Source organism: Leptotrichia hongkongensis (genome assembly GCF_007990635.1).
Classification (GTDB): domain Bacteria; phylum Fusobacteriota; class Fusobacteriia; order Fusobacteriales; family Leptotrichiaceae; genus Leptotrichia; species Leptotrichia hongkongensis.
The window spans coordinates 936,957-954,734 of the sequence record NZ_AP019846.1; the positions used below are offsets into that span (position 1 = coordinate 936,957).

Genomic DNA, 17,778 nt, shown 5'->3' on the forward strand with positions numbered 1-17,778 from the left:
CAAACAACTTTATTATAAAAATTTATTCCTATTTTTAAAAAGATTTTAAATAAAAAGAAAAAAATCTAAAAAAAATAGAAAAAATTTTTTTGAATATTGAAAATTATGGGGTACAATATTTATTAGGGAAGTTTTAAATAGTAAATAATCAAAACTAAAAGTTGAGAGGAATGGATAAAGATGATACACACAACGAAAGAGTTAGAAGAGATACAGAAAAATTTTATCGAAATGGAAGTAAAAAGTTTTGCAAGGGAAGTTGTTGAATTTATTGATGAAAGTCCGAGCAGTTATCATGTTGTAAAGAATTGTTCAGATATTTTGGATGAAAATGGATTTGAGAGAATTATGCCTCGTGAAAAATGGGAGTTAAAAAAGGGAGGAAAGTATTTTTTCAAAAAATCCAGTTCTACAATAATTGCTTTTACAGTTGGTGAAAATTTTGATGCGAGAAAAGGGTTTAAGATTTTTGGGGCACATACCGATTCTCCCTGTTTTAGGATAAAACCTAACCCTGAAATGGTGACAGAAAATATGGTGAGATTAAATACAGAAGTTTATGGAGGGCCTATTTTGAGTACATGGTTCGATAGACCGCTCTCTATTGCCGGACGTGTTATTGTGAAAGGTGAAAATCCATTTTTTCCAAAAACTGTAAAAATTAAGATAGATGAACCGCTTTTGACAATACCAAATCTTGCGATTCATCAGAATAGAGAAGTAAATAATGGAGTAAAAATTGATAAACAGAATGATGTCTTGCCTGTAATTTCACTTATTAATCATAATTTTGAGAAAGAAGGCTATCTTGAAAGAATTATTTTAGAAAAGACAGGAATAAAAAAAGAAGATATAATTGATTTTGACTTGTATTTATATGCAACGGAAAAAGGTTGTCTTTTAGGTGCAAATGAGGAATTTATATCTTCACCAAAAATTGACAATCTTGCTTCTGTTTATACAGGGCTGATTGGACTTGTGGAATCTGAAGAAAATAAGGACAGGATTAATATTTTTGTAGCTTTTGATAATGAAGAGATAGGAAGTGCCACAAAGCAGGGAGCTGATTCTAATTATCTTTTGAATACGCTCGAAAGAATTTCATTGTCGTTAGGACTTGATAGAAGCGAGTTTTTACAGATGCTGGAAAGTTCATATATTTTATCAGCTGATGCGGCACATGCGGCACATCCTGCACATTTAGGCAAAACAGACCCTACAAACCGTGGAAGAATAAACGAGGGTGTTTCAATAAAAATTAGTGCAAAACAAAAATATACATCTGATGGATATTCAATTGCTGTAATCAGACAGCTTATTGAAGGAACTAATATAAAGATTCAGCCTTTTGTAAATGAATCAAATGAACTTGGAGGAAGTACAATTGGACCTCTTTCTTCAACACATCTGGATATAGACGGAGTAGATTTGGGAGTTCCAATGTTTGCAATGCATTCGGTACGTGAATTATGTGGAATTTTTGATGTATTTTATTTGAAAGAATTAGCGAAAGAGTTTTTTTCAAAAGGATAGAAAATATTATTTTTAAAGAGATAGTCATGCATTGGCTATCTTTTTTGATGTTGTTTTTTTACAGTATCTATGATAGAATGAAGAATAAAATAAAAACTAGAAAGGTAATGTAATGAAAGTATATTTAGAAATATTCTGGATTTTTTTTAAGATAGGAGCATTTACTCTTGGTGGAGGATATGCTATGGTTCCACTTATTCAAGCTGAAATTGTTAATAAAAAGAAATGGATTGAAGAAGAGGAGTTTGTAAAGCTTTTGGCACTTGCTCAGTCTTCACCAGGTGCATTGGCAGTAAATATATCGGTTTTTGTAGGATATAAAATGAAAAAGATGCTTGGTGTAATAGTTACGGTTATAGCAGCAACATTGCCATCTTTTATAATTATTCTTCTTATAGCGTCACTATTTAGCAATATACAGGATAATATATATGTAATAAAGGCATTTAAGGCAATAAGACCAATGGTGGTTGCATTAATCGCAGCAAGTGTCTATACAATTGGGAAATCGGCTAAAATTAATAGAAAAACGTTATGGATTGTAATTTTAGTTGCAGTAATGGTAGCATTTTTTAAATTTCCGCCTATTATTATGATTATTTTAGGTGCGTTTTCAGGAAATCTTTGGATGATTTGGAGGAAAAATAAATGAATTTAGCGATATTATTGGTATTATTTTTTGTATTTTTTAAAATAGGATTGTTCAGTTTTGGTGGTGGATATGCAATTTTACCGCTTATTCAGGCAGATGTTGTAGATTTATATAAATGGGTAAATGTACAGCAATTTACAGATATTGTGGCAATTTCACAAGTAACACCAGGACCAATTTCATTAAATGCCGCAACTTATGTTGGATATTTGATTGGAAATAAAGTGGGATTTTGGGATGCGTTTATAATGGGGACAGTTGCAACAATAGGACTGATTCTTCCATCAGTTATTGTAATGTCATTTTTTAGTAAATTTTATTTGAAGTTTCAGGATAATAAATATATGGATAATGCGTTTGCAGGCTTAAAAATTGTTGTTGTCGGATTAATTCTGGCGGCAGCTATAATGCTGATTGATAAAAATAATTTTATAGACTGGAAAAGTGTGGTAATATTTATTATTTCTGTGATACTTGTGCTAAAATGGAAAGTAAATCCAATATTGCTCACAGTAATTGCAGGAATTGCGGGAATAATAATTTACTAAATACAACTATTTTCTTAAAAGTAAAAATTAATAGACTGAGAAATTTTAAAAATAAATTTTGTAATGAAAATATACGGGAATATTTTATAATTATTAAAACATAAAATGAATAAATATCGATTTTTAATAAAAGAAAAGGATATGAAAGAAAAGAGGTAAATTATGAAAAAAAAATATACTATTGCATTATTAATATTAATTTTGGTATTTAGCTGTGGTAAAAAAGATAAAAAGACGCAAAATTCTCAAAGTAAGTCAAAGATTGAAAATATACAGGATGATAAGCTTAAGGAATTAACGAAAAAAGCTGAAAAAGGAGATGTGTCGGCACAAACTGAACTTGGAGAAATGTATCTTCACGGAAATGAAGTAAAAACAGATTACAAAAAATCTATGGAGTGGAGTAAAAAAGCTGCTGAAAAAGGAAGCTACCGTGCAATGACTAACATCGGAATTCTTTATTTTGATGGACTTGGTGTAGAAAAAGACTATAAAAAGGCTTTTGATTCATTTTCAAAAGCGACAGATGGCGGAGATACAAAAGGACCAAGATATTTAGGAATAATGTCTGAAAAAGGGCTTGGAGTGAAAAAAAGCCTTGATGATGCTGCATTTTACTATGAAATTGGAGATAGTAGCGGAGACTTGACGTCACGATACAATCTCGGTAAAATTCATGAAAAAGTAGGAGATTATGCAAGATCAATAGAACTTTACAAAAAAACAGATGGAAGAATGGATAAAATTACAGCTCCAATGTACGAAGCACTTGGAGATTTATATGCAGCTGGAAAAGGTGTAGAAAAAAATACCAAAGAAGCTAAGGAATGGTATGAAAAAGCTGTAAAATCTGGAAGTCAGGAAGCTCAAGAAAAAATAGCGAAATTAAAATAGTCTTTAAAATTTTCATTTATTTTTTTATTTTAGCAAGTTATAAAAATTTTGTAAATAATATTATTTACTAAAATTGTTATTTATGATAAAATAAGTTAAGAAATTTAAATATATTTATATAACTATATAATTTTTATTTTAATTAAATATAAATTCTATAATTTTAGAAATTTAAATTTTATGTGAACTATAAATATAATATTTAGACTGAATGTAAAATTAAGAGAACTTTATTTCAGACTATACTTTTTACTTAAACTTTATATAATTTTTAGAATTTTATAAAAATAAAAATTAATGAAAATAGAAAGGAGACGCTACGTTAATTATATGTAGTCTTTTATTAAAAGGTAAAAAAATGTTTAATAAAAAAAGAAACGTAGCAGTAGGAAATAATGTTAGAAACATTGATTTTTAGAGAAATAAGATATAATGAAAATAATGAGCAGCTTCTCAAGGAAAATTTAGAAAAAATAAAAGAAAATCCTGATGATGTGGAAGTGTTAAAAACATTAGCTTCCATCTATCACGCACTAAAAGAAAATGATAAAGCAATTGATATTTATGAAAAATTGGTAAAATTAAAACCTGAAGAAATAGAAACAAGAGCATTTCTAGGTTATTTGTACTATGAAAATGAAGAACTTGACAAAGCAGAAGAAAACTTTAATAAGGCACTTGATGTAAGTACAGAAGATGAACCGTTTATATTGTTCCTTTTGGGAAATATTTATTCAAGAAAAGGTAAAATCTCAGAAGCGGTTGACTGTTATGAGCTTGCTATATTCCTTGATTTTGATATGTATGTTGCACATATCGATTTTGCTAGAAAATATGAACATATGGGACGGCACCAAAAGGCGCTTGAAGAATACAGGGCAGCCTTTAGAATTGATTCAAGGGATGAAGGGCTTATTGAAAAAATAAACTACATCGAAAATAAATGTAAAAATTTAGCAGATGAAGATAAAAAAGTAAATTTTTCAGGAGCAAATTTAGGAATTGTTTAAAATCAAACTGAATATTTTTAAATAAAATATAATTTTAGAAAGTTGTCATATGATAACTTTCTATTATTTTTTAAATGATGTTAAAGGAGAGAAAAAGTGGTAAATTTAGTATGTGAGGCTATTCTTCCAGATTGTCCGATGAAGGATGTGGAAGAAATTGAAAAAAGTATAATGACAACCTATAAAAAGAGTATATGGGCAAAATTTTTGAAGGCAATTAGTGATTTTGATATGATACAGGATGGGGATAAAATAGCGATTGGAGTTTCTGGCGGAAAAGACAGTTTGCTTTTAGTAAAGCTGTTTCAGGAATTGAAGAAAGATAAACGGAAAAATTTTGAATTTAAGGCAGTTAGCTTAAATCCTGGTTTCAGAAATTCTGATTTGGATAATTTTAAAAATAATTTGGATAAGTTAAATATTGACTGTGAGATTATTAATACGAATATTTGGGAAATTGCAAATGAAAAGGCAAAGGACTATCCGTGCTTTTTATGTGCTAAAATGAGGCGTGGAATTTTGTATACGCAAGTAGAGGAACTTGGATTTAATAAATTGACGCTTGGTCATCATTTTGATGATGTAATTGAAACAACCCTTATAAACATGCTTTATGCAGGAACAATGAAGACAATGACTCCAAAAGTTCCATCAACTTCTGGAAAATTAGAACTGATTCGTCCATTAATCTATGTAAAGGAAGCTGATATAATTGATTACACAAAAACAAACGGAATCCGTGCGATGAACTGCGGATGTACAATCGAAGCTGGAAAAACTTCAAGTAAACGTAGGGAAGTAAAAAATTTATTAGCCGAACTTGAAGAAAAAAATCCAGGAGTAAAGCAAAGTGTATTTAATTCAATGAAAAATATAAATCTGGATTATGTTTTTGGATATACAGGCGGTAAGGAAACTGAATAAATAAAGAAATTGTTATATTTAATTGTTGTAACTGATAGCTTTAAAGAAAAAAATATAACTTTATAATATCGTGGCATCAAATATTTAGAGTAGTCATAGACTGCTCTTTTTATATATAGTTTTTTAGTCAGAAGTTGAAAAATTGATTGTATATATAGGGAGAATAAGGTATAATTAAAAAAGAAACATAAAAATAAAAGTTTAGGAGTGAATTTTATGAAAAAAAATTTCGATCAAAAATGGTGGCATAAATCAGTAGTTTATCAAATTTATCCAAAGAGCTTTAATGATACGACTGGAAGTGGAGAAGGAGATATAAGGGGAATTATCGAGAAACTTGATTATCTGAAGGAACTTGGAGTGGAAGTAATCTGGATTACTCCAATGTATAAATCTCCACAAAATGATAACGGATATGATATAAGTGATTATTATGACATTGATCCTAATTACGGGACAATGGCAGATTTTGAGGAAATGCTGACAGAAGCACATAAAAGAAATTTAAAAATAGTTATGGATATTGTTGTAAATCACTCTTCAACTGAAAATGAATGGTTTAAAAAGTCTGAAGCAGGGGATTCTGAATATAAGGATTTTTACATATGGAAAGATGCAGTTGACGGAAAAGAGCCTACAAACTGGCAATCAAAATTTGGAGGAAATGCCTGGCAATATTCAGAAAAAAGAGGACAGTATTACCTTCACTTGTTTGATGTTACGCAAGCTGATTTAAATTGGGAAAATGAAAATGTAAGAAAAAAGGTATATGAAATGATAAAATTCTGGCTGAATAAAGGTGTAGATGGATTTAGGCTGGATGTTATAAATCTTATATCAAAGGATCAGAGATTTTTAAGTGATGATGGGAGTGATACAAGATTTGTACCTGACGGAAGAAGATTTTATACAGACGGACCTAGAATTCACGAATTTTTGAAAGAAATGAATAAAGAAGCCTTTGGAGGCGGAGAGCTTATTACGGTTGGAGAAATGTCTTCTACAAGCCTTGATAACTGTATCAGATATTCAAATCCTGATGAAAAGGAATTATCAATGGCGTTTTCATTTCATCATTTAAAAGTAGATTATCCAAATGGAGAAAAATGGACAAAAGCACCATTTGATTTTGTGGAGTTAAAAAGAATATTTTCTAAATGGCAAATTGGAATGTATGAAGGAAATGGATGGAATGCGACTTTCTGGAATAACCATGATCAGCCAAGAGCATTGTCAAGATTTGGAAATGATAAGGAATACCACAACGAGTCAGCTAAAATGCTTGCCACAGTTCTTCACGGATTACAGGGAACGCCTTACATTTATCAAGGGGAAGAATTTGGAATGACGAATCCATATTTTGATAAAATTGAGAAATATCGTGATGTAGAATCAACTAATAATTACAAAATTTTACTTAATAAAGGATGTTCAGAAGAAGAAGCCATTGAAATCTTAATGCAAAAATCGAGAGATAATTCTAGAACGCCTGTCCAATGGAATGATTCTGAAAATGCAGGATTTACAACTGGAACACCGTGGATTGGAGTGCCTGAAAATTATAAAAAAATTAATGCTGAAGCGGCTTTAAAAGATAAAAATTCAGTATTCTATCATTATAAAAAATTAATTGATTTAAGAAGAAATGAAGAATTGATGGTAACAGGAAAATATGAAGATATTGATTTGGAAAATAAAAGTGTTTATGCCTATAAACGTGTTGGAGAAAATGGAGAATTAGTTGTAATTAGTAACTTTTATGAACCAGAAGTGGAATTTGAATTGGAAAAAAATGGAATTAAAGGCTTAGAAAATGCTCAGATTTTATTATCAAACTATGAAACTAATCCTGAAATTAAAGATGGAAAAATTATTTTAAAGCCTTATGAATCGATTATTTTTAAAAAATAATGAAAATAAAGTTTGCTACTAAATAAATTTTTTATATTTGAACTTATTTAGTAGTATTTTAAATAAAAATAAAAGAAGGAAATCAAAATGAAAACAGAAATTATATGCGTTGGAACAGAATTATTAGTTGGAGATATTGTGAATACAAATGCACAGTATATTTCAGCAAAACTTACAAATATTGGGATTGACTTGTATTATCAGACTACCGTTGGGGATAATTATGGAAGGCTTATGGAGTGTATCGAAAATGCTTTTAAAAGAGTTGATTTAGTAATTACTACTGGAGGACTTGGGCCTACAATTGATGATATTACGAAGGAAGTTGTAGCTGATTATTTTGGAGAAGAGTTAGAAGTAATTGAGAAATACTATGACTTTATTGTAAAAAAATACAATGAAAGAGGTTTTGGAGAAGTAGCCTCTGGCGGGAGAAAAGAAGCTTCAATTTTAAAAAATTCAAAATTGCTAGAAAATGAAGTTGGGCTTGCACCAGGATTTTTTTACGAAAAGGATAATAAAAAAATAATAGTATTGCCAGGACCTCCTAGAGAAATGGCTTGGATGGTAGATAATCAAGTTTTACCACTTTTAAAGCAATATTCAAATGATATTTTGCTAATGAAAACTCTTGAAATAAGGGGAGTCCCAGAAGGAAAAATTGATGACAGGCTAAAAGATTATTTTGAAATGTCAAATCCAACTGTTGCTCCGTATGCGAAAGATGGTTGTGTTCATGTAAGAATTGCCATGAAAGGTGATAGAGGGAGTACAGATTATCTGATTGCTGAAATTGATAAGATTTTGAATGAAATTATGGAAATCTATCCTCAAGCGTCAGAAATTAAAGAAAATTGATAAATTTGTAAAATAGGTTATTATTGGTTTTATTAAAGAACTTCTATAGGTAATTTAATTAATAGCAGGAGAAATTAATAAAATTGAGTTAACCTATTTTTTAGTGTATTCATTATATTCTATTTTTTAAAAGATTTGTAAAAATTTATAAAAAATGGTATAATTAAAGAAATTTTAAGAAGGTATTTTGAGTAAGTAATTGTAAAGTTTTTTATTGGGAAAATGATAAAAGATTTTACTATTATTTGCTCCCTTCTTAAAAAAAAGAAATTTTAGGAGGAAAAATGTTTGAAGAGAAAATTTATGGTTTTAATTTAGGAAACCAGAAAATTAAAATAAGTACAGGAAAAATTGCACGTCAAGCTGGGGGATCTGTTGTTGTTCAATGTGGAGGAACTGTGCTTTTGGTTACAGCGACTAGAAGTAAAGATGTTAGGGAAGGACAAGATTTTTTCCCTTTAACAGTTGATTATATCGAAAAATTTTATGCATCTGGAAAATTTCCAGGCGGATTTATAAAAAGGGAAACTAAGCCAGGAACTGATGAAATTTTGATTTCAAGATTGATTGACAGACCAATTAGACCTTTATTTCCAGAAGGATTTTTGAATGCGGTACACATTGTTGTTACGGTGCTTTCGTATGATGAAGTGAATTATCCTGAAAATCTCGCTACAATTGGAGTTTCTACTGCTTTAGGATTATCAGATATTCCATTTGCAGGAACTGTGGCTGGAGTTACAGTTGGGTACATTAATGGAGAATACATCTTGAATCCAACAGGAGAACAATTATTAGAAAGCGAAATTCAACTGTCAGTCGCAGGGACAAAAGACGCTGTAACAATGGTAGAGGCTGGAGCTAAGGAAGTTTCTGAGGAAGTTATGCTGGAAGCAATTATGTTTGGACATGAAAGAATTAAGGAAATTTGTGCTGAACAGGATAAATTCCTTGCACAATTCGAAATTAAGAAATATGAATTTGAGAAAAAAGAAGTAGATCCTGAAATTAAGGAATTTATTGACAGTTTTGAAAATGAAGTTGAAAAAGCAATAATGACTCCAGGAAAACTTGAAAAATATGAAGCAATTGACAATTTGGAAATAGAGCTTTTTGAAAAATATGTTGAAAAGCTTGAAAATGAAGATAAGGAAATTGATGAAACTCTTGAAAAAGAATTTAAAAAATATTATAGAGATGTAGAAAAAAGACTTGTCAGAGATGCTATTTTGTATAAGCAATATCGTGCTGATGGACGTCAAACTACTGAAATCCGTCCAATTGATGTAGAAATTGATACACTTCCAGTACCTCATGGATCTGCGTTGTTCACACGTGGGGAAACACAGGCATTAGTTGTTGCAACACTTGGAAGCAAGGAAGATGAGCAAATTATTGATGGAATGGAAGATGAAACACGTAAAAAATTCTTCCTGCACTATAACTTCCCGCCATATTCAGTTGGAGAAGCAGGATTTATGAGAGCACCAGGAAGACGTGAGCTAGGACACGGAAATTTGGCTGAAAGAGCATTAAAATATGTTATGCCAGATACAGAAAAATTCCCTTATACAGTAAGACTTATTTCTGAAATTACAGAATCAAATGGTTCATCATCGCAGGCTTCAATTTGTGGAGGATCTCTTGCATTAATGGCGGCTGGAGTGCCTATAAAATCTACAGTTGCTGGAATTGCTATGGGACTTATAAAAGAAGGGGAAACATTTACAGTACTTACTGATATTCAAGGGCTTGAAGATCATCTTGGAGATATGGACTTTAAAGTTGCAGGTACGAAAAATGGAATTACTGCAATTCAAATGGATATAAAAATTGAAGGAATTACAAGAGAAATAATGGAAATTGCTTTAAGACAGGCATTAGAAGGAAGATTGTTCATTATTGATAAAATGGAAGCAGTAATTAGTGAGCCAAGAGCACAAGTTGCTGAAAATGCACCAAAAATTGAGATTATTAAGATTAATCCTGATAAAATTGCTGGACTTATCGGTCCAGGAGGAAAAGTTATTAGAGCAATTATTGATGAAACTGGAGTTTCGATAGACATTGAAGACGACGGAACTGTTTCGATTTTCGGAAAAGAATCTGAAAATATGAAAAAAGCTTTAGAACTTGTTAAAAGACAAACTCAGTCAGTTGAGTTAAATGAAATTTATGATGGAAAAGTTACAAAACTGATGAAATTTGGTGCATTTGTAGAAGTATTGCCAGGAAAAGAAGGACTTTTACATATTTCTGAAATTAGCAACAAGAGAGTGGAAAAGACTGAAGATGCATTAAAAGAAGGACAAAATGTCAGAGTCAAGGTAATTTCAATGGAAAGCGAAGATAAATTTAACTTGAGCATGAAGGCATTGCAGCAATAGGATTATATTATAATTACAAAGGAGTGTTAAAGATATGAAAATGAATTTACCTAATAAATTAGCCATATTAAGAATAATTCTAGTTATACCATTTGTCATTTTTTTAAGTTTAGCTCTGGAAGTTTCAGATAATGCAGCAGTTTCTATGACAATGAGAGTATTTGCAGCGATTATCTTTGTAGGAGCGTCTATAACAGATTATTACGATGGGAAAATTGCAAGAAAATATAACTTGATTACAAATTTAGGAAAACTGCTAGATCCTTTAGCAGATAAAATTCTTGTTATTTCGGCTTTAGTAACACTTGCAAAATTTAGTCAGATTAGCCTATGGTTTGTAATAGTTATAATATTTAGAGAATTAATGATAACTGGGCTTCGTTCAATTGTAGCGGCTGAAGGGGTTGTTATTGCAGCAGAAAGTCTTGGAAAGTGGAAGACTGCTACTCAGATGATAGCGCTTACACTAATAATTTTAATACCTTTCAGTTTTACAATAAATAACATTTTATTACTTATTCCACTGATATTAACAGTAGTTTCAGGAGTTGAATATGTTATAAAATGTAAAAATGTTCTAAATAAAAAAATAAATAAAACAGTAACCTTTTTAAATTTTTTGGAGGTATGATTTTGGATAATGTTATAGCAGTGATATTAAAGCTATTTGATTTATATGCTCTTCTTATTTTAATAAATATTTTGGGAACTTGGATTGACCCATATAATCAAATAGGACTTTTTCAATGGGTAAGAAAAGTTACAGAGCCATATTTACGGATGTTTAAAATAATAATTCCGATTGGAAGTATGAATCTTGATATTTCAGCAATGCTAGGATTAATGATTTTGGAATTGATAAAAGAAATTTTTGTAAGAACGGTTGTACTAGGTTCATTTTAAATATAAAACATTAAAATTTTGCTCATTTAATAAATAAAATTTAGAAAAACTAAGATAAAAAAATGAGAATATTATTTTTCTAAGAAAAAGGAGTAAAATAACTAGCATTATAAAGATTTTAAAATCTAAAAAATATAAATTTTATGAAAGAGGAGACATTATAAAGTATGAAATTAAAAAGACTTTTGACTACATCTTTTATGGCGGCAGCACTTACAGCAACAGCTGCAGTTTCAAAAGATAAAGATATTTTACATGATAAGCATATTGTTCAAAATACGAACATTACAGGAGATATGTATAGTGCACAAAATGCATTTGCAGCAGTTTATGAAAAAGCAAAAGACTCAATTGTAAATATTAGAACGAAGAAAACAATTGTAGTGGAGACATATAATCCACTTGAAGCATTTTTATTTGGGACATCAGGGAGAAGACAGCAAAGACGTGAATCTGGAAGTTTGGGTTCAGGATTTATAATCTCAAGTGATGGATATATGATGACAAATAATCACGTTATTGATGGTGCAGATGAAATTTATGTAAAATTATCTGATGGACATGAATATTTGGCAAAATTAGTTGGAACATCACCAGAAGTGGATATTGCAATTTTAAAAGTAAACACAAACAGAACTTTCAAACCGCTTAAATTTGCAAACTCAGATAATATCAAAATTGGACATTGGGCGATTGCATTTGGTAATCCATTAGGACTAAACAGCTCGATGACAGTTGGAGTAGTTGGAGCTTCTGGAAGAAGTTCACTTGGAATTGAACAAGTTGAAAACTTTATTCAGACAGATGCTTCTATTAATCAGGGAAACAGCGGTGGACCGCTTCTTAACATTAATGGAGATGTTATTGGTGTAAATACTGCCATTTATTCTCCAAATGGTGGAAGTGTTGGGTTAAGTTTTGCAATTCCATCAAACTTGGCTGAAAATGTAAGAGATTCAATTATAAAAAACGGAAGATATGAACGTCCATATGTTGGAATTTCTGTATTAGACTTATCGCCTGAATTGAAAAAGGCAAGAAAAATTTCTTATTCAACTGGTATCTTAGTTCAACAAGTTTATCCAAATTCTCCAGCAGCAAAATATGGATTAAAAGTTAATGACTTAATTCTTGAAATTAACGGAAAACCTATAATATCAGCAGGAGCGTTTATTGGTGAGCTTGCAGCTAAGAAAATAGGAGAAACAGTTAATCTAAAAGTATATTCAAACGGAGCAGAAAAAAATATTTCAATGAAACTGGAATCATTTAATTATCAAAAACAGCAGCAAAGAAGATAAAAATAATTAAGTTAAAAAAAGTAGGCTTTCTCAAATATTTTGAGTTAGCCTTTTTTCTTTAAAGTTATTTGTTTTAGGATTTTTAGTAGGTGTTAGCCGTGTCTATTTGAGATATCATTGGATGACAGATGTTATTGCTAGTATCATCATTTCTTATTTTATTGCAAAATTTGTGTATAAAAAAATTAACTTCCAGCAGTATAAAGTTCAAATGTATACTGAAAAAGATGTTAAAATCGAAAAATCAAGAAGAAAAATAGATAATTTAGAGATAGTTTCTTATCAGACAAAATGAGAAAATAATAAAAAATTAAATTTTTATAGTATTTAGAACGGGGAGAAAATTTTATTCTCCTTGTTTTTTTATCTATTTTTCCATTGTCATTTTTTGATTTATGAGATATAATAAAATTGATGTTTCTTGAAAGGAGTTACACCAGTGAGTAAATATAAGGAAGTTTATAATGATATAAAGGAAAAGATTACAAATGGGACATTTAAGGCAAGAGAATTTTTAAAAAGCGAATCTGAACTTGCACGTAAATATTCATATTCAAAAGATACGATAAGAAAAGCCTTGTCAATGCTTGAACTGGATGGATATATTCAGAAAATTAAAGGAAAAAATTCGATGGTTCTTGAGAATGGAAGATTTAAAAATAGCCTGTCAAATTTACGTACTTCAAAGGAACTGAATCAAATTGAAAATATTAATATAAAAACCAATCTCATTGATTTGAGACTCATTCAGGGAGACTCTGAACTTATGAGAATTTTTGAAGTATCTGAAGAAGCTTTGTTTTATAGGGTTTTACGTACAAGAGTTTTGGATGGGGAAGCGCTTGAATATGAAAAGACTTACTTTGATAAGCGAATTGTACCATTTTTAGATAAAAAAATTGCAGAAAGTTCAATTTACGATTATCTTGAAAAAAAATTACATCTAAAAATATCCCATTCACGACGTGATATAAAATTTAGATATGCTACTGAAGATGAAAAAAAATATATGGATTTAAAAGATTTTAATCTAGTTGTTGTAATTGAAAGCCATACTTATCTGTCTAATGGAACATTGTTTCAGTATGGCGTAAATTTATATAGGCCAGATAAATTCGTTTTTTCAACAGTGGCAAAAAGATAGGCAAGGTGAAAATTTGTGAGAATTTTAGTAATTGAAGATGAAAAGAATCTGAATGATATAATTGTAAAAAAGCTAGTATCGGAAAAATATTGTGTAGATAGCTGTCTTAATGGAAATGATGCACTGGGATATATTTTTTCTGTTGAATACGATGTTATTATTTCTGATATTATGCTTCCTGGGATAGATGGATTTGAAATTTTAAGAAGAATAAGGGAGAAAGAAATAAAAACACCGGTTTTACTATTGACTGCAAGAGATGGAATAGAGGACAGGGTAAAGGGGCTGGACTATGGAGCTGACGATTATTTAGTAAAACCATTTGCTTTTGATGAACTGATGGCAAGAATAAGAGTACTTTTAAGAAGAAATCCGTCAACTAACAATTCCAATGCAAGTAATATATTCTCAATTGCAAATTTAACAGTAAATTGCAACTCTCACGATGTTTTTCGAGATAAAACGCCGATAAAGCTGTCAACTAGAGAATTTACAATTTTGGAATATATGATTAGAAATAAGGAGCGTGTGCTTTCGAGAGAACAAATTGAGCAGCATATATGGAATTATGACTATGAAGGCGGTACAAACGTGATAGATGTCTATATCAGATATTTAAGAAGAAAAATTGACAAGGATTTTGAACCTAAACTAATTCATACAATTCGTGGAGTCGGCTATGTGCTAAAGGCTGAATAGGTTTTAAATCTTAAATAAAAAGGAATAAAAATAAACAATGAAAAGATTTTTTAATAACAGTTCAATAAAGTTAAAAATTGGTTTATGGTACATGGGAATTATGATTTTGCTTGTCTTTTCATCACTGGCTATAGTTTTTTATATCAGTGAAAATATTATCCATTCAAGTGTACGAACTTATCTAAAAGATGTAGTAATTCATAGGATTGATTATTTAACTATAAAAAATGGAGAAATTATAATTGACAGCAACTTTGATACAATGATTCAGAATGTAGAAATTGCCATTTATGACAAGGATTTCAAATTCCTTTATGGAAATTCACCAAATGGATTTGAGATGGATAATAGGAAGTCAAAGGATGATAAAATTATGATTATTAGAAGCAATAATCAGAAATGGTATGTCTATAATAAGACAATTGAACTTGGAGATTATGGAAAAGTATGGATTCGAGGAGTAATGCCTAATATTGGGCAATCAAGTGCCATTGAAACAGTTATTCAGATTTCCTTTGTAATTTTACCATTTTTTCTTATACTTTCAGCAATTGGAGGCTATATTATTACAAAAAATGCCTTTACGCCAATTGAAAAGATTAGAAGAATTGCAGAAAAAATCAATGAAGGAAACGACTTGTCACAGCGAATAAATCTTGGAAAAGGCGATGATGAGCTTCACACACTTGCAAATACTTTCGATGTAATGTTCGATAGGCTTCAGACATCTTTTGAAAATGAAATTCAGTTTACTTCGGATGTTTCGCATGAATTAAGAACTCCGATTACAGTAATTTTGACACAGGCAGAGTACGGGAAAGACTCAATAAGTTCAGTCGAAGATGCACAAAAATCCTTTGGAATTATTGAAAAAGAAGGGCAAAAAATGTCAAAACTGGTCTCACAATTATTAACTTTGGCGAGAATGGAACGAGGAAGACAAAAACTGAATATCGAAAACATCAATTTAAGTGAATTGCTAGAAATTATTATTGAAACTCAGACGTTAAGTGCAAAGACTAAAAATATAAAATTTGTTACAAAAATAATGCCTGAAATTTATGCAAATATTGATGAGATGATGATTATGCGAGTTTTTACAAATCTAATTTCAAATGCAATTTCGTATGGAAAGCAGAACGGAACAATTACAGTTGAATTATTTCTTCAAGAAAATAGGATTGTTAGTAAAATTTCAGATGATGGAATAGGCATTTCGGAAGACAAGCTAGATAAGATATGGCTAAGATTTTATCAAGTAGATCCGTCTAAAAATGGTGATAATTCAGGGCTTGGACTTTCTATGGTAAAAAAAATTATAGAACTGCATAAAGGAGAGGTTTTTGTAGAAAGTGAACTTGGGAAAGGTACAACTTTTACAATAATTTTATAAAATCTGAAAGAATTAAAAAAATTTACATTCTAAAATACCGATGAATAGCGAATAATATACAAAACTGAAAAAAATTTTTAAAAAATTAAAAGTTCTCATTTTTCTTTAATGTTTATATGATACTATTATTTTGTAAGAAAGTGTGATACTTTTATAGCTCAACTTTAGTATCAAACTTATCTTACTCAAGTAGAAATAGTGCTTTAGATGGAATAATTTAAGTTTTTGTGTGAAAAATGAAAAAATTATGTAGAACTATGAAGAAAGGAGAAATGTTAAAAAATATTTATTTAAATTTTATTTTAGTAATTGTATATTATGAAGAAAAAAGTGGTAAATATTAGATACGTAAACATATTATTTAGAAAGAAAGGGATGATAGACTGTGAAATCTAGATTTTTGAAGATGATATTAGTCGGAATATTATTAATCAATTTTCAAAGTTTTTCAGGTGTAAAGGAAAGAAAAAAAATTACTGGAATTAAAGCAAAACAAATAGCCTTAACTAAAGTCCCAGGAGCAACATTTGCAAACGTTCTTGAATTTGATTCAGAGAGTGATAAATCATATAAAGGACAGATTAGTTATAGAGGTGTTGTATACAATTTCGAAATAGATGTTTACACAGGGAAAATAATAAATTGGAGTGAAGAAAATAATAAATAAAAAAGAGTTTATGGAGAAAATAATATGATAAAAATAAAAAAAATAGGATGTTTTAATTATGCAATTACTTTAGTAACATTTCTTCTTTCTATCAATTTTTTGGTAAAAGGAAATAATATTGAATACAAGACGGAAGTAAAATTAACCCCAAAAGTGAATATAAAAACTTCCGATACACAAATTACACCAAATAAAGCAAAATCAATTGCGTTAGGACACGCTGGAGTTTCAGAGACAGCAGCTAATTTTAAAAAAATAAAACTAGACAATAAAAATGGAAAAGCTGTTTATGAAATAGAATTTATTGCGAATAATTCCAGATATGAACTCAGCATTGATGCTGGAAATGGTTCGGTTATAAAATTTGAAAAAAGATAAAATAAAAACAAAGACTATATGGAAAATTAATAATAACCTATATAGTCTTTTTATAATATTTAAATTTTATGGTGTTTTGTACTATTTACTATTTAAATAGTAAAAATCAGAAAATTCATGAAACTAAAGCCTTTTTTATATGGAGCTATTAAAATATCTTTTAATTAAATTCGATCATTAAGTATCCGTATAAGAGATTTTTATTTAGATTTTAAAAAATTGCTTATTATTAATAAATATTTTTTCATAATTCTATGTTTTTTCTTTTTATATAAGCAAGGGAAATCAATCGCCATTTCCCTTGCAACCCTGGCTTGTCTAAGCATTTTTTTGAAATAAAAACGAAACTCGCTAACGCTCAGACAGTCGTTTTCATTCCAAAAAAATCACGACATTCTATACTAAATTATATAGATTATTATATTTAAATTTTAGGCTTTTACATTTGAAAAATATTAAATAAGCAAAATTTCGTTAAAGGAAAAATAACTAAATACGAAAGTATTTCTTTCGCCATAATTTTTATAATGATAAAACTTATTTATGTTAAAATAACTTTTGTTTGCGAAAGTGAGC

Annotated in this window: 18 protein-coding genes; all 18 read left to right on the plus strand. The window is 29.6% G+C overall.

The window, feature by feature from the left end:
• Positions 1 to 180 precede the first annotated feature (180 nt).
• The 18 genes from FVE75_RS04450 (at position 181) to FVE75_RS04535 (ending at position 17,202) form a co-directional block, all read left to right on the plus strand.
• Entirely contained in the window at positions 181 to 1,533 is a 1,353-nt protein-coding gene (locus FVE75_RS04450) for a M18 family aminopeptidase (protein WP_147005403.1), read from the plus strand.
• 112 nt (positions 1,534 to 1,645) lie between these two features.
• Positions 1,646 to 2,185, plus strand: a complete 540-nt coding sequence (locus FVE75_RS04455; protein ID WP_147005405.1) for a chromate transporter — start codon at positions 1,646 to 1,648, stop codon at positions 2,183 to 2,185.
• Positions 2,182 to 2,733 carry a chromate transporter gene (locus FVE75_RS04460; protein ID WP_147005407.1) on the plus strand — a complete coding sequence of 184 codons (552 nt, stop codon included), beginning with the start codon at positions 2,182 to 2,184 and terminating at the stop codon, positions 2,731 to 2,733. The genes FVE75_RS04455 and FVE75_RS04460 overlap by 4 nt, the downstream gene beginning before the upstream one ends.
• 162 nt (positions 2,734 to 2,895) lie before the next feature.
• On the plus strand, positions 2,896 to 3,627 hold the full coding sequence (locus tag FVE75_RS04465; RefSeq protein WP_147005409.1) for a tetratricopeptide repeat protein: 732 nt from the start codon (positions 2,896 to 2,898) through the stop codon (positions 3,625 to 3,627).
• Positions 3,628 to 4,022: 395 nt separating this feature from the next.
• Complete coding sequence (locus tag FVE75_RS04470; RefSeq protein WP_147005412.1) at positions 4,023 to 4,637, plus strand: tetratricopeptide repeat protein; 615 nt, start codon at positions 4,023 to 4,025, stop codon at positions 4,635 to 4,637.
• Between the two features lie 96 nt (positions 4,638 to 4,733).
• The gene (locus tag FVE75_RS04475; protein WP_147005414.1) at positions 4,734 to 5,561 is read left to right on the plus strand and encodes a tRNA lysidine(34) synthetase; all 828 of its coding nucleotides are present in this window, start codon (positions 4,734 to 4,736) and stop codon (positions 5,559 to 5,561) included.
• Positions 5,562 to 5,777: 216 nt separating this feature from the next.
• Entirely contained in the window at positions 5,778 to 7,472 is a 1,695-nt protein-coding gene (gene treC / locus FVE75_RS04480; RefSeq protein ID WP_147005416.1) for an alpha,alpha-phosphotrehalase, read from the plus strand.
• Positions 7,473 to 7,559: 87 nt separating this feature from the next.
• On the plus strand, positions 7,560 to 8,330 hold the full coding sequence (locus tag FVE75_RS04485) for a molybdopterin-binding protein (RefSeq protein WP_147005418.1): 771 nt from the start codon (positions 7,560 to 7,562) through the stop codon (positions 8,328 to 8,330).
• A gap of 284 nt (positions 8,331 to 8,614) precedes the next feature.
• Entirely contained in the window at positions 8,615 to 10,717 is a 2,103-nt protein-coding gene (gene pnp / locus FVE75_RS04490; RefSeq protein WP_147005420.1) for a polyribonucleotide nucleotidyltransferase, read from the plus strand.
• Positions 10,718 to 10,757: 40 nt separating this feature from the next.
• Positions 10,758 to 11,348 (plus strand): CDP-diacylglycerol--glycerol-3-phosphate 3-phosphatidyltransferase, encoded by a 591-nt coding sequence (pgsA, locus tag FVE75_RS04495; protein ID WP_408610442.1) that lies wholly within the window; start codon positions 10,758 to 10,760, stop codon positions 11,346 to 11,348.
• Positions 11,349 to 11,350: 2 nt separating this feature from the next.
• The gene (locus FVE75_RS04500; protein ID WP_147005425.1) at positions 11,351 to 11,620 is read left to right on the plus strand and encodes a YggT family protein; all 270 of its coding nucleotides are present in this window, start codon (positions 11,351 to 11,353) and stop codon (positions 11,618 to 11,620) included.
• Between the two features lie 167 nt (positions 11,621 to 11,787).
• Complete coding sequence (locus FVE75_RS04505) at positions 11,788 to 12,921, plus strand: S1C family serine protease (protein WP_147005427.1); 1,134 nt, start codon at positions 11,788 to 11,790, stop codon at positions 12,919 to 12,921.
• Positions 12,922 to 13,027: 106 nt separating this feature from the next.
• Positions 13,028 to 13,216, plus strand: a complete 189-nt coding sequence (locus FVE75_RS04510) for a phosphatase PAP2 family protein (protein WP_232052640.1) — start codon at positions 13,028 to 13,030, stop codon at positions 13,214 to 13,216.
• 144 nt (positions 13,217 to 13,360) lie between these two features.
• Complete coding sequence (locus FVE75_RS04515; RefSeq protein ID WP_147005430.1) at positions 13,361 to 14,065, plus strand: UTRA domain-containing protein; 705 nt, start codon at positions 13,361 to 13,363, stop codon at positions 14,063 to 14,065.
• A gap of 15 nt (positions 14,066 to 14,080) precedes the next feature.
• Positions 14,081 to 14,764 (plus strand): winged helix-turn-helix domain-containing protein, encoded by a 684-nt coding sequence (locus FVE75_RS04520; protein WP_147005432.1) that lies wholly within the window; start codon positions 14,081 to 14,083, stop codon positions 14,762 to 14,764.
• A gap of 37 nt (positions 14,765 to 14,801) precedes the next feature.
• Positions 14,802 to 16,157: a sensor histidine kinase gene (locus FVE75_RS04525; RefSeq protein WP_147005434.1), complete on the plus strand. Its 1,356-nt coding sequence runs from the start codon at positions 14,802 to 14,804 to the stop codon at positions 16,155 to 16,157.
• A gap of 385 nt (positions 16,158 to 16,542) precedes the next feature.
• Positions 16,543 to 16,824, plus strand: a complete 282-nt coding sequence (locus tag FVE75_RS04530) for a PepSY domain-containing protein (protein ID WP_147005436.1) — start codon at positions 16,543 to 16,545, stop codon at positions 16,822 to 16,824.
• A gap of 24 nt (positions 16,825 to 16,848) precedes the next feature.
• Complete coding sequence (locus FVE75_RS04535) at positions 16,849 to 17,202, plus strand: PepSY domain-containing protein (protein WP_147005439.1); 354 nt, start codon at positions 16,849 to 16,851, stop codon at positions 17,200 to 17,202.
• The last annotated feature ends 576 nt before the right edge of the window (positions 17,203 to 17,778 follow it).

Coding starts and splice junctions, on each gene's coding strand:
- FVE75_RS04455 (WP_147005405.1), top strand. CDS start 1,646: ATGAAAGTATATTTAGAAATATTCTGGATTTTTTTTAAGATAGGAGCA.
- FVE75_RS04485 (WP_147005418.1), top strand. CDS start 7,560: ATGAAAACAGAAATTATATGCGTTGGAACAGAATTATTAGTTGGAGAT.
- FVE75_RS04535 (WP_147005439.1), top strand. CDS start 16,849: ATGATAAAAATAAAAAAAATAGGATGTTTTAATTATGCAATTACTTTA.
- FVE75_RS04470 (WP_147005412.1), top strand. CDS start 4,023: ATGTTAGAAACATTGATTTTTAGAGAAATAAGATATAATGAAAATAAT.
- FVE75_RS04460 (WP_147005407.1), top strand. CDS start 2,182: ATGAATTTAGCGATATTATTGGTATTATTTTTTGTATTTTTTAAAATA.
- FVE75_RS04505 (WP_147005427.1), top strand. CDS start 11,788: ATGAAATTAAAAAGACTTTTGACTACATCTTTTATGGCGGCAGCACTT.
- FVE75_RS04465 (WP_147005409.1), top strand. CDS start 2,896: ATGAAAAAAAAATATACTATTGCATTATTAATATTAATTTTGGTATTT.
- pnp (WP_147005420.1), top strand. CDS start 8,615: ATGTTTGAAGAGAAAATTTATGGTTTTAATTTAGGAAACCAGAAAATT.
- FVE75_RS04450 (WP_147005403.1), top strand. CDS start 181: ATGATACACACAACGAAAGAGTTAGAAGAGATACAGAAAAATTTTATC.
- pgsA (WP_408610442.1), top strand. CDS start 10,758: ATGAATTTACCTAATAAATTAGCCATATTAAGAATAATTCTAGTTATA.
- treC (WP_147005416.1), top strand. CDS start 5,778: ATGAAAAAAAATTTCGATCAAAAATGGTGGCATAAATCAGTAGTTTAT.
- FVE75_RS04525 (WP_147005434.1), top strand. CDS start 14,802: ATGAAAAGATTTTTTAATAACAGTTCAATAAAGTTAAAAATTGGTTTA.